Origin of the sequence: Sporolactobacillus shoreicorticis (assembly GCF_024125445.1) — a bacterium.
In the GTDB taxonomy this organism is placed as follows: Bacteria; Bacillota; Bacilli; order Bacillales; family Sporolactobacillaceae; genus Sporolactobacillus; species Sporolactobacillus shoreicorticis.
This window is the reverse complement of sequence record NZ_JAMXWM010000001.1, coordinates 258,476-271,068: the sequence shown is the minus strand read 5'-3', so window position 1 is coordinate 271,068 and position 12,593 is coordinate 258,476. Positions and strand designations below refer to the sequence as shown.

At 41.9% G+C, this 12,593-nt stretch carries 10 protein-coding genes and 1 pseudogene; 1 reads left to right on the top strand and 10 read right to left on the bottom strand.

What is annotated here, in order from left to right:
• Positions 1-652: 652 nt before the first annotated feature.
• From NIE88_RS01255 to NIE88_RS01230, 6 genes and pseudogenes are all read right to left on the bottom strand, one after another.
• Positions 653-1,263: pseudogene (locus NIE88_RS01255) on the bottom strand (T7SS effector LXG polymorphic toxin).
• Positions 1,264-1,649: 386 nt separating this feature from the next.
• On the bottom strand, positions 1,650-2,723 hold the full coding sequence (locus NIE88_RS01250; RefSeq protein ID WP_253057881.1) for a GGDEF domain-containing protein: 1,074 nt from the start codon (positions 2,721-2,723) through the stop codon (positions 1,650-1,652).
• A gap of 323 nt (positions 2,724-3,046) precedes the next feature.
• Positions 3,047-3,865, bottom strand: coding sequence for an ABC transporter ATP-binding protein (locus tag NIE88_RS01245; protein ID WP_253057880.1), 819 nt, complete (start codon positions 3,863-3,865; stop codon positions 3,047-3,049).
• A gap of 89 nt (positions 3,866-3,954) precedes the next feature.
• Complete coding sequence (locus NIE88_RS01240; protein WP_253057879.1) at positions 3,955-5,028, bottom strand: taurine ABC transporter substrate-binding protein; 1,074 nt, start codon at positions 5,026-5,028, stop codon at positions 3,955-3,957.
• Between the two features lie 33 nt (positions 5,029-5,061).
• The gene (locus NIE88_RS01235) at positions 5,062-5,838 is read right to left on the bottom strand and encodes an ABC transporter permease (RefSeq protein ID WP_253057878.1); all 777 of its coding nucleotides are present in this window, start codon (positions 5,836-5,838) and stop codon (positions 5,062-5,064) included.
• Between the two features lie 169 nt (positions 5,839-6,007).
• Complete coding sequence (locus tag NIE88_RS01230; RefSeq protein ID WP_253057877.1) at positions 6,008-6,937, bottom strand: LysR family transcriptional regulator; 930 nt, start codon at positions 6,935-6,937, stop codon at positions 6,008-6,010.
• Between the two features lie 304 nt (positions 6,938-7,241).
• Between NIE88_RS01230 and NIE88_RS01225 the strand changes: the two genes are divergently transcribed.
• Positions 7,242-9,314 (top strand): alkaline phosphatase family protein, encoded by a 2,073-nt coding sequence (locus NIE88_RS01225; protein ID WP_253057876.1) that lies wholly within the window; start codon positions 7,242-7,244, stop codon positions 9,312-9,314.
• A gap of 209 nt (positions 9,315-9,523) precedes the next feature.
• Here NIE88_RS01225 and NIE88_RS01220 read toward each other — a convergent pair whose 3' ends face one another.
• The 4 genes from NIE88_RS01220 to NIE88_RS01205 form a co-directional block, all read right to left on the bottom strand.
• Positions 9,524-10,162 (bottom strand): C39 family peptidase, encoded by a 639-nt coding sequence (locus NIE88_RS01220; protein ID WP_253057875.1) that lies wholly within the window; start codon positions 10,160-10,162, stop codon positions 9,524-9,526.
• Between the two features lie 234 nt (positions 10,163-10,396).
• Positions 10,397-10,693, bottom strand: coding sequence for an acylphosphatase (locus NIE88_RS01215; protein ID WP_253057874.1), 297 nt, complete (start codon positions 10,691-10,693; stop codon positions 10,397-10,399).
• 193 nt (positions 10,694-10,886) lie between these two features.
• Entirely contained in the window at positions 10,887-11,165 is a 279-nt protein-coding gene (locus NIE88_RS01210) for a SemiSWEET family sugar transporter (RefSeq protein WP_253057873.1), read from the bottom strand.
• A gap of 439 nt (positions 11,166-11,604) precedes the next feature.
• Positions 11,605-12,378 carry a MurR/RpiR family transcriptional regulator gene (locus NIE88_RS01205; protein WP_253057872.1) on the bottom strand — a complete coding sequence of 258 codons (774 nt, stop codon included), beginning with the start codon at positions 12,376-12,378 and terminating at the stop codon, positions 11,605-11,607.
• Positions 12,379-12,593 lie beyond the last annotated feature (215 nt).

The window sequence follows — 12,593 nt, the reverse complement described above, 5'->3', positions numbered from 1 at the left end:
AAGTGTAAAACTGGACAGTTTACGCCGGGGTTAGATTTTGAGAAGAATTATTTTTAGTCATCGTATTTGATGATTCAGGCTCCCTTGCTGGTTTAGTAGCTGCATGGGCGATCGGTCAGAGCAAACGAATTGAAGAATAAATCGAATGCTCAAGTAACGATGGCATTTTGTTTGATTTCATAATTTAAATTCTCTCCTCTGTGATTTTTTAATTGTACATTCTACGAATTGAAAATGTTGTCATTTTATGTCGAATTGAAAATTATAACGGGAAAGAAAAGGATTTTTTTCGAAGCCGTCTGAAAAAGTTATTGTTTGAAAGGTAACTACCTCATTGGAATGGACTTTTTTCTCAGTATTAGATAGTCGAGTAAACCACGAAGGCGTGGATTATTGAACCAATAGACATAATCAAATCATTCAAATTCAAGATCGTTAACTATATCTAATCGCAATACGAACATTGCCCCCTTTAGGCTCCACATACAAGATGACTACGCCCCATTGCAAATGATATTCGATCACATTATCTGTGACATCATCCGGCTCACCTAACAGTGCATTAACCATCGGTTATGGCTTTCTTTCTTTAATTTTACTTTATAGTTAGACCAATTAGAGTAACTGTTAGATAAATGCTCATTTGCATTTTCTAATTCAATAGGTAGAAACTATTCCAAAGAGATTTTCCGAATATAGGTTCAACAATATTAAAGATCTTCGGGATTAATTGGTGTTTTCTCTTCAATTGAGGCAGATCTTCATTCACCTGTCGGTATTCATTTGTCAGATTTTGATCCAACTCCTGAACGTCGAGAACCATTTTCGCTCTTTTTTTCTCGGCGGAGTCCAATGCCTGATCCACATCATGATTGGAGAAGACGTTGATCGGCACAAGATCAGAGATACTGCTCAGAATTTTAGATATGTCTTCTCGTGCTCGCGCACCATTTCCTTGGAGCGTGCATACCTCAGGGACAGATCTTCATTCAGAAAGGGGACTTGGACCTTTGTATCCCCGCCAAGATCTTTATCATCAATCATGCCGGCAACACTTTGAAAATAAGCGATCTTCTTATCAATTAACCGCAGCCAGCTATCTACGACATTGACTTGCCCTGAATAGAACCGTTTAATTGCGTCTGCTCCTTTACCCTGAAAGTCGGAACCAAGCCCGGCTATTTGTTGAAAAGCATGACGCAACGTGTGGAACTGATCTCTCAGCGTTTGGTAGTGCTCGGCATGCGACTTAGCGGCTTTGATCAGTGATTCGGCGTCGATAGGTTTTCGTATCGCCTACCGAACCTGAACCACCGCCCATATTCACTCTCATTTTAATTACCTTCGAAATAATAGACGTTATGGGTTACTGAATAAATCTATATAATAAGGAAGAAATGTGATGAACTGTTGAAGAAACATGCGATGATGAAATGAAGCATTTTTGATTTATCTCCAATGTACAAAAAACGCTCTTTGGTGAATACGGTCTAAGTTCCTAAAAATCCGCTAATTTTTGGTGTTGTAACAGTTCTTCGATATTCTTCGACATTAAATTCCCTACCACTTTTCCTAGAAAAGCAATCAGCAGAAAAAAAAATGACCAGCAGCGAGGACGCCTGCTGGTCGATACCTATTCACTATTTAGCTCAATCCACACATACTACGCAATTTCTGCCGTCTGTTTTCGCTTGATATAATGCTTGGTCTGCGCGAATCATCAACTGAGGCAGCGCATCACTGCTCGATTTGAGCAGTGCCACCCCAATGCTCGCGGTCAGCAGAACTTCCGACCCGTCATCCAACATTATTTTTTCGGCTTCAATAGATTCCCGGATTGTTTCCGCGACACGCACCGCTCTTGAATGTCCCGTACGCACAAGAAAAACAACAAACTCCTCTCCGCCGATACGGCCGAGCAAATCCTGATCACCGATCACGCGCAGGCAAAGCCGTGCTACATGTTGCAGAGCCCTATCCCCGACAGCATGACCATGTAAATCATTAACGCGTTTAAAATGATCAATATCAAAGAACATTAACGCACATTTTCCTTTATGAATGATGTGCTGCTTCAGTTCATTTTGGGCGGCAAGCTCAAATGCTCTCCGGTTAAGAATCCCGGTCAAGGCATCGGTATGTGCAAGCTTCGACAGCTTGGCCTCCATTTGTTCCGAATGTCTGCGATAGTAATAGGCGGCGTACGCAAGCCCGACAAAGTTAGCCGTTACACTGGAAATATACATAAACTGCGTCATATATGAGTTTGTTTTCGTCATTGGCGGATACATTTGTGTGTAGTAAAACAAAAAAAGTGTGACAGTAAAAAGGAAAAAGATGACGATGAAACGCAATGAAATGGACCATCTTGCGAAGAAAACAATCGGCACAAGAGCAAGAAAATAATAGTAATACCCTTGATCCCAGCCAAGGATCAAAATACAAAAGACAGAATGTAGCGCGATTTCACAAATCCAAATAAAACTCGCAGTCCGCGCGTAACCTCTACGATTGAGCACGAAACACACAAGATCAAGCATAACGGCAAGGATGTTATTGATAAATGTTACCGGATTGCCTAAGAAATAAAAGATAGGAATAAACACGATATGAGCGACGCAGGCAAAGAGAAACATGTTGTTACAAAATATGGAGAACTTCCGATCACTGTCACTGTTTGAGTGAACGCTCTGAACCTGATTATTGGTCACCGATATTCTCATCACCAACTCATCCTCTGCATTGCAATCGCTTAATCGATCCTTTTTTAATATTATCGGAACTGTTTAAAGAAAGCTTAACTGCAAGGCTATCATAATTATAGCACGTCAAGAATGTGTCGCTTTAATACAAAATACTGGGGGAGTTATAATGAAGGAAAACAGGAGAAGAGACTATTTCCAAATATATGGCGCGTGCCACATCCTCAAGGTAATCTGTATGATCACAGGATCATGGAGCAACGGCAAAATCAGTAAAATACCATGAAAGAAGCACTGTTTACAGTGGTCTTTCATGGTAAATTCAGGATAGCAAGATTCCTGTTTTATACTTTCTGGTTAATCAGCTGCAGAATGTACTTTCTTTTTTGGTGAAACGGTTCTGAATAGCGTACACCATCTGTATCGTGCTCAATGATTGATTTCGTGAAATCCGTTTGAAAATCGGCAATGACCTTTCCCGGATGCTTGGACATCACAATGACCCGTGTCCCAAGAAGCAGTGCTTCATCGACGTCATGTGTAATAAAAAATATCGTTTTCTTTGAATTCCACCATATCGTACGGATCAGCTGCTGCATCTGTTCTCGGGTGAGCGCATCAAGCGCACCAAACGGTTCATCCATTAATAGAATTTCAGGATTATTGATTAATGCGCTGGCAATGGCCGCCCGCTGCTTCATCCCTCCCGACAACTCATACACCTTTTTATCAGCGAACGCTTGGAGCCCGACTTTCTCCAGATATATGTCTACTTTTTCGTTCACTGTTCTCTTTGGCACCTTTCTGACCAACGGACCAAACGCTATATTTTTACGTATGGAAAACCATTCGTAAAGAGGCGGATTTTGGAAAACAACGCCTCTGTGCCAGTCGATTCCTTTGATCTCTGTCTGATTCAGCTTCACACTGCCACGGGTAGGTTTGATGAATCCTGCCAGAATATTTAACAATGTGCTTTTTCCGCAACCACTCGGTCCCATGACGCAGACAAATTCACCATGGTAGAGGTTCAGATTGATGTTTTCAATTGCAGGAATCCTAGAATCTTTACTTTTATAAACAAGGCTTACGTCTTTTATCGAGATGAGCTCCCGATTTACTTCAGAAAAACCTTTAACGCCTAATACATGCTCATTGTTCATAATGACTTTTCGTTCCTTTCGCGTGATAAGGACCCGCTCCCCGGTTATTTAGATCCGGGATATAAAGATCGGTAAGTCGCTGAATCGATTTACTTTTTTAGTACCTTTTCAATATAGGTCGAATCGATCGCAGACTCAAACGTCGAAACATCCGGAGATTGGCTGATATCACCTTGTTCTTTATGGAAATCAGCGATTGTTTTCAGCGTCTCAGCAAGTTTTCCCTTACCGCTTTTGCCCAAATATTGATTTGAAAGCTGATCTTGAGGAGATGCCCAAATATTATCGGTAATCTGACCTTTTGCATTAGCCTCGGTTACATTTTCCCACTTTGCAACATCCTGCGTTGCGCGTTCCGGATCTTCCTTAACCAGATTGGAGACTTTAACAAGGGCCTGAACATATTTTTGTACAAGTGTCGGATAGTTTTTCGCAAATTCGCCACTTGCCACGGCAATCTCAGGAATAGTGACTCCCTTTTTCACTAAATCGCCGTCATTGGCAATGATTTTGCCACCTTTTTCAACGGCTTGATCCAATGCCGGGCTCCAAATATAAGCTGCGTCAATATCGCCTCGTGTCCATGCGGCCACGATGTCCTGTCCGCCCATATCCAGCAGCTTCACATCCTTCTTTGCGTCCAAGCCGGCCAACTTGAGTGTATTCAACAAAGCATACTGTGAAGTCGTACCAAAAGGTGTGGCAATTTTCTTTCCTTTCAAATCTACCAAAGAATTAATTTTCTGTTTCTTCTTCGCAACAAGCGCTTCAATGTTTCCGCCTTCCACATAGGGAACATACACTGCTTTGTAATCAATGCTATTGGCAATACCTAATGCAATAGGATACGAGCCAAAGGATGCCAAATCCACTTTTCTTGAGACGAATGCATTATTAATGTCCGTACCCGCGGAATAACTGATGACTTTGACCTTTACGCCAAAATTTTTGAGAAAGTTTTCTTTAACAAGAATCGCAGACTCAGGTCCGCCTTCGATAACACCGACATTAATTGACTTTGGATAAGGGTTCTTAGTAATTGGATCGCTTGCAGAAGAGCCTGTTGCTTTTGATGTATCGCCATTTTGCCCGCTGCAACCGAAAAGTGCACCCGTCAGAATCAAAATGATTCCCGCTGTTATGAGTGTCCGATACCCTTTCATTTTTCTCTACCCCTTTTCCCTGAATCATTTGATTTAATTTTTACCTTTCCAAAAAACAATGACATTCTCCAGCAGCAGCAATGCTTTATCCAGAACAATTCCGGTAATGCCCATAATGATAATCCCTACAAAGATTACATCACTGCGCAGATACTTGCTTGCATCCAGTACCATCCAGCCAATTCCCGAATCCGCGGCTACCATCTCTGCCGCGACAGAGGTGGCATAGGCAATACTCATCGCATTTCGCAATCCGATAAAAATGTCCGGAAGCGCTGCCGGCAAAATAACATAAAAAAATACTTGCCTTTTCTTTGCGCCGAGGGTACGCGCGCGGCGAATATAGTCGATGCGCACCCGAGCCACCCCGGCGACACAAGAAATAAAGAGTGGTGCAAAGGCGCCAATAAATAAAAGAAAAATCTTTGAACTGTCCCCGATGCCCATCCACAGAATGATTATTGTGTAATACCCTAACGGTGGCAACGGGCGTATGAAAGCAATAATCGGTTCAAAGACCGCACAAATTTTATCAGAATAACCACTGAGAAGCCCTAACGGAATAGCGGTCACTGCCGCCAGGAAAAACGCGATGAATAGTCTTCTTAAACTTGCCGACAGATGCTGCCAAAGTGTGTGCCCTTTGTAGCCGTCTTTAATCAAGTTCAGGAAACAATCCCACATCTCGCCTGGCGATGGAAAAATGACGCTTGAAATTCTTCCATGCCATGTTAAGGCTGTCCAAAGTATAAAAATAACAATACCGGTAAGCATGCTGATCAAATAATTTTTTTTCGAGTACGAGGTCATCATATTCCTCAATTCATAGTTAATCAGTTTGTTTAATGTGATATCACAATTTTAATGTACCCGATGTCTTCTCAAATTGGAAGACACGATAACTTTATATGGGGTATTTAATAATTAAATAGACGATGCTATGATCATTCTGATGAACCACCGCGCAGCATCGCTTCAATTACAAATCATTTTGATTCATTTTGCTCAGATCGAACCCTTCAATCATTTTAGACAGGGTTGTAAGAAAAATCTGATCAATTTTCTTTGTTTTATATTTAGCACTTTCCACATAACCGACTTCAAAGTCTAATTTTTTATCAGATACGGTAATTCTCCTTATCCAACCACTTTTCACGTATAAATCATTTTCAGACATAAAGCTTGGAAAAAAAGCAACATAATTATCATGCATGATCATGTTTTTAATAGAATCGAGATTATCTGTACGGAAAATAATGTTGGGCAGCTTATTCGCTCCAATCATATTGGTCAGGCCTCCGTTGTAACGTCTGAATTCATCCTGATAAGCAATGTACGGTTCCTGAACCAGTTCGGCATAGGTAATCCTTGATCTGTTCCAGAACGGTGATTTTCTGCCTACATAGAGTACGTATTCATCACGAAAGAGCGGTGTATACCTCAATTCCGTATTTCTCTCTAATTCCTCAAAACGAATCAGGATACCAAATTCCGAAATGCCGGAAGAAACATGCCGCGCCACACTATTGCTTTCCTCCGTCTCCACCGAAACGAGAATATCATCCGCTCGCCTTTTTAAAATTTGCAACACTTTGGGCAGTATCCAGTCACAAATGCATGGAATGCAGGCAATGTTAACCTCGCCGTCATTTCGATGCCTGTTTGAGATCTCAACGATTTCTTCCGTAGCTTTGAAAATACTTTCGGACTTTTGCAGCACCATCTCCCCGGCCAGTGTTGGTGTAACCCCGGAATTTGTTCGTTTCAAAAGATCAATGCTTAATTCTTTTTCCAATTTACTGATTGCGTAACTGACCGATGACTGAGAGATGAAATTTTTTTCAGCAGCAACGGAAATCGACTGATACTTGACCGCTTCCTTTAAAAAAAACAACTGCTCAAATTTCAATGGAACCTCCTCCCTTCTCATAAATAATTCCCAGTAAAACGATGTTAATTCATTTATTTATAGTCTTTTACTTAGATCAAGTCAATGAGCGTTATCACGCATCTTCCATATCATCATCGTCTGTGAACAATCAGGGCGTTTCACTTCGATCATTTTTTGCGAAAAAGAATCTATCGATCTTTTCGATACCCTATATTCTTTTTTGCTTCTATGCACCCGGATCGCGATTGCTTATGATAGATAACATTCTTAGGTTGTCCGTTACTATTAATGAATAGAGATAAACTGAAGGAGGAGACACGAGATGACAAGAGATGCAAGGACGCAGAAATTAATTGTTTTAGGCATTGACGGCATGGATTCCGCGACAACAAAACGTTTACTGGATGAGGGAAAACTTCCTCATATTAAACGCTTTTTAGAGCATGGCGCAACGCGTCAGGATCTGAGTATGCTCGGCGCTCATCCGACGATTACTCCGCCGTGCTGGACAACTCTGGCCACCGGCGCGTATCCGGGAACGCACGGAATTACCTGCTACTGGCGTCAATCCCCTGAAAGTCTTGATGCTGTGACCTACAACATCGACTCACGCAACTGCAAGGCGGAACAGATTTGGAACACGACCGTAGAAGCCGGGCTGAAAACACTTGTCTGGCACTGGCCGGGTTCTTCATGGCCGCCAAGCTCCGACAATCCGCTGCTGCATGTCGTCGATGGCACACAACCCGGTTCAGTCAACATGGGAATCGCCCAGATGGATTGGGAGAAAATTGTCTATGCCTCAAAAGAGACAAAAAAACTGCGTTTTATCCCGCATACGCAGAAAGCAGCGGGAGTGGGCTGTAATATTACGGATCTTGAGGAAGTTCTTCGAACCCAGCCGCAGACGGATGAAGCGGACAGCGAGGAAGATGAAATGATGGAACTCTGGTGGGGGGACAAGGCCAGAGAAGGCGGTGAAATACGTACTTATGTTAACGGCTTAGAGGATACGGAAATGATGATCGGCGCTAAAGTCGGTTATGATATCATTTTTACGCCACTGAAACCGGCTGAAAAATGGAATAGTGCGGCAGAAGATGCGCTCGAATTCACACTGCTTATTTCAGCAGGAAAAGAGAAACGTTTTGGACTGGTATTAAAAAACCAAGACGGCATTTATGATCACGTAGCCCTATACCGTTCAAAGCAGGACGCTGAACCATTCGTCACAATAGAAAAAGGAAAAATGGTCGGTGAAATTATTGACGACACGACCAAAAAGGGAAAAACCAGACCCAGTTGCCGCTCTTACAAAATACTTGAATTGGCGCCCGACGGAACGTCTCTGCGGCTCTGGATAAGTAATGCGCTTGATACGACAAACAAAATTCTGTGGCATCCGCAATCGCTGTATCCGACAATTGTTAATCATGTTGGTCATGTTCCTCCGGTCAGCCTGATCGGCGGAGAAGACTCTGAACTTGTGGATCAAATTTTCGAACCTTCGTGGGACGCCTATAACCAATGGCAGGCAGACAGCCTGATCTATCTGCTCGATCATGAACATTATGATGTTGTCTTCAGCCACTTGCATAATATTGACTGCGCCGGCCATCAAATCTGGCATCTTGCAAAAAATCTGGAGCCATGGAAACACACAGATGAGAAAGTTTACCAGGCGTTAATCGAACGCTTTTACATTCAGACCGACCGTTACCTTGGACGTTTTCTCCCCTATCTCGACGAAGGATTCACGATTCTCATCCTTTCTGACCACGGACTTCTGGTCGGTGAGAACGTGCCGCCTATTCTCGGTGAATACGGAGGACTCAATGTCAAAGTGATGGAAGAGCTTGGCTATACGGTGATGAAGAAGGACAAGAGCGGAAACGCAATCGGAGAAGTCGACTGGAGCAAAACACGCGCGGTGCAGATACGCAGCAATTATATTTATATCAATTTAAAGGGACGAGACAAACATGGTATTGTAGATCCTGCCGATAAATACAGATTGGAAGAACAGATCATTTCCGATCTTTATAACTATCGTGATGAAGCTACCGGGCAACGTGTTGTAGGGATTGCCTTACGCAATAAAGATGCGATCATTCTGGGCACAAGCGGGCCTGAATGCGGAGACATCTTTTTCACGGTTAATGAAGGATTTAATCGTTTGCATGGAGACGGCCTGACCACAGCTAAAGGCTACTTCGGTACCTCAGTCACGCCCCTTTTTATTGCAACAGGAAAAGGAGTCAGGCATGGATTTACCACTGACCGTGTGATCCGCCAGGTGGATGTAACACCGACAATCTCCTTCCTGCTTGGAACAAGAATACCTGATCAATGTGAAGGCGCACCTATTTATCAAATATTTCAAAAGGGACTTTGAAACTCTGGTTCGTTTCAGTCAGCTATTTAAACGAATTGATATCCATCTTTTGTGCCGTTCTGATCGGATATGTCAAAATAATTAATGACATCCTATCAGGACGGTCTTCTTTTGCATTAGCGTTTTGCCTTCATACGACATAGAAGACGGTAAGGCGTGCTCAATGACCAATCATGGGAACAGCACAGACATTAATAAACACCTCTGTCTCAACTGACCACCAGCGCTCTTCGTCCCATCGTATCATAGATTCTGATAAACTTTTCTTTCTCCACCTTTACATCCTTCCCACTCCGTTCAGTGGATTCACAGTCATTGAAAGAAACATAGTCCTCATCAACGCCTGTGACAACGATGCAATGCAACGGTCTCGGTGCAAATACTTCTTTGCCCGTCGGTGTATGCCAATATCTCAAGATGGGCATTTCATGAGAAATGGTGAACCAGACGAGAACAGGTATGCCGCTCGCCACATAATTCTGAATGACACTGAAGTCTTTGCCGTAAAGAGCGATGCCGCCGCTGCGGTATTGGTCGAGCACTTGTTTTAACGGATTAGGATTAATCGTAATGCCATCACCACGGGGATCACCGACAAAACCGTCTTCCGGATCGCCCCATGTTTTAATCGAACCATCTTCGTTTCTTGTTGCCGGTGTCGTATCAATCGGCATTTGATCAACAATCGTTTGTTTATCAACATTTATTCCATAGTAATGGAGCGCCATCGTTAAGGCGACGCCTTCGCATCCGGTCGGCAGCTCCGGCCTTTGTTTAATCAGCGGTACATCCAATCGTTTTATTGAGTTTGACTGTTCCTTCGCGCTCGTCGTTTCCACTTCCCTCATGTCGTTTTTTCGTTGCTGTATGCGTTGAACTATCGTTTATTTTTTTATTGATTTCTATAACTATTATAACAGATCATGGCGAACAGCTTGTGAAACAAAACACACCAACAATATGGACACAGTCCGTCACCGTTAGAATTGCCAATAATAGGAAACGTTTACATTTTTTTGAACAACTCCATAACGACCAAACCGGAGCATTACCGAAATGTCTGGAATCGAGGCAATCAATAACTATACAGTTGCTCTGATATCAAAAGAAGTGTAGTGACCCGGCTCAAAGTCGTGAATGTCCATATCTCTGATCTTGGCGAGAAAGTTGCCCCGTCCGATCGCTTGAATAAATTGATTTATTTGATGATTTGTTCCTTCCGCAGCAATTTCCACACGCCCATCATCTTTGTTTCTGACCCATCCGTTTATGTGATACTGAGCGGCTAACTGTTTTGTAAAATAACGAAAACCAACCCCCTGCACACGACCCGATAGTATCAGTTCCACGCTTCTCATCTTCCCAAGTTCACGATTCATTTTTTCCGGCTCCTTCATCTTGTATTGACTGTATTTGTGCGGTTTTGCTAAATGATTGTCATCTGTTTTATACCCTAAGAAGTCATAGAATGATCGGATGAATTGAATCGATAAAACACAAAAAACGCTCCCTTACTTTTGGGACGTTCAGGGCAGGTGCGCCAAAACTTTGGATCTTTTGCTGCGTATTTGTCTAGTTTTGAAGACGCGCATGCTTCTTTTCAATGATACTCTTCGCCTTTATGATAAAAATAATGCCTGCCGGTATTAACGATATCGCATTACAAATAAAGATGGACGGTGAGTGGAAAAATAGACCGTAAACGACCCAAAGTGCAAGTCCCATCAGGAACATAAAATACGTCAAGAGAGAGATGTCCGCTACCTGATTCGTTTTAATAACCTTTATGGCCTGTGGAAAGAAAGAGATACTTGTAAAGATACCTGCGATAAAGCCGATAATTTCTAACATTTCCAATCACTCCTTGCGGCTTCGGATCTGTGCCTGTTTTAGTCATCACAATTCCTTTAGATTTAACTTCATTTCGAAAATTTACGGTTCAGGGACGGATAACGCACTCTGAAACATCTGGACCGATCAATTTTCTGAGCATGGGAACGGTTATTCCATGAGAAATGGATAACGCGTAGGACTTTGATTCGGTGGTCTATTAAGCTCCAGTCTCACTTACATTTTCATGGTACACTGAATTTTTTTGCACACAATGCGATTCGATTATTTTGGGAACACCCTTCACCTTTTGATTTCTTTATCAACTGATGGGAAATTTTTCGATCAAATTCATAATAAAAAAAGGAACCATCACTTATGAAGTAATGATATCCTTTATGAAGCCTTTAAAAAAACAGAACCGTGAACACTTATGTGCGCTCCCATTCTTTTATTTGTCTTATTCAGCATTCTCATTTTGAAAAACATACCCAAAAGAAAGGGCTTCGCATAAAAAATTTAAGGTTGCCAGTGAAACGGGGCTTTCACTGACTTTGTTGTGATCTTTCACTGGATAAAGTGTTGACTGGAAATAAAGATTATAGGGAACGATGCTCGCTAATTCATTTCGTTCAAAATTCATATTCGTGATGGATAAAACCGGCACTTTTTTTACACGAAGCAACTTAAGATCATCCAAAAGATCCGGAATATCTCCGCTTAAGGAGATGACAATAAGCAAATCATTTTTATCCAACCATTTCAACGTTGTTTGTAATTCTCTTTTAGCTTCAATTAAATAAACGGCAACGCCAAAGTTTGAAAAATTCCTTTTTAATTCACTGGCAGCATTTCTCTGAGCAAACCCGGTACCATAAGCATAGATATGGCGAGCTTCTCTGATCCTTTCATAAATCGGGTGAAGATTAGTCCGCTCAAAAAAGGTCAGCGTATTGCGAATATTTTTTTCGGTTTCTTGTAGATAATTTTTCTCCCGTACAATTTCCGGTTCCAGTTCATTTTTAAGCGCGTATTTAAATTCGCTGAATCCTGAAAAGCCGAGTTTTTGGGCAGTTCGTAGAATCGATGATTTTGAGATATTGCAACTGCTGGCTATCTCTGTAATGCTTTCCTGAGCACATTTTTTCTTATTTTCTATGATATAGTGAAGTGTTGACAAGTCATTCTCATTCAATTGATCATAGTACTTCTTAATCAGCATTTCTATTTTCAAAGTCGCACCACCCCTTATACAGTTAAATCCATAAACCAGAAGCGGACTCCAAATGTATTTTTCAACATCTATGGTTTTTCAGACTTGCAGCGAGCGGTTGCAACGGCATTAAAATCATACATTAAGAAAGGCTATTCATGCGAAATAAATTGCCCTGCTATTAAATAATAACAGGGCAATTAACGAATAGCAATTGACTTAAGTAACGCAAATTT

Coding starts and splice junctions, on each gene's coding strand:
- NIE88_RS01225 (WP_253057876.1), top strand. CDS start 7,242: ATGACAAGAGATGCAAGGACGCAGAAATTAATTGTTTTAGGCATTGAC.
- NIE88_RS01240 (WP_253057879.1), bottom strand. CDS start 5,028: ATGAAAGGGTATCGGACACTCATAACAGCGGGAATCATTTTGATTCTG.
- NIE88_RS01250 (WP_253057881.1), bottom strand. CDS start 2,723: ATGAGAATATCGGTGACCAATAATCAGGTTCAGAGCGTTCACTCAAAC.
- NIE88_RS01245 (WP_253057880.1), bottom strand. CDS start 3,865: ATGAACAATGAGCATGTATTAGGCGTTAAAGGTTTTTCTGAAGTAAAT.
- NIE88_RS01210 (WP_253057873.1), bottom strand. CDS start 11,165: ATGTTAGAAATTATCGGCTTTATCGCAGGTATCTTTACAAGTATCTCT.
- NIE88_RS01215 (WP_253057874.1), bottom strand. CDS start 10,693: ATGAATCGTGAACTTGGGAAGATGAGAAGCGTGGAACTGATACTATCG.
- NIE88_RS01235 (WP_253057878.1), bottom strand. CDS start 5,838: ATGACCTCGTACTCGAAAAAAAATTATTTGATCAGCATGCTTACCGGT.
- NIE88_RS01220 (WP_253057875.1), bottom strand. CDS start 10,162: ATGAGGGAAGTGGAAACGACGAGCGCGAAGGAACAGTCAAACTCAATA.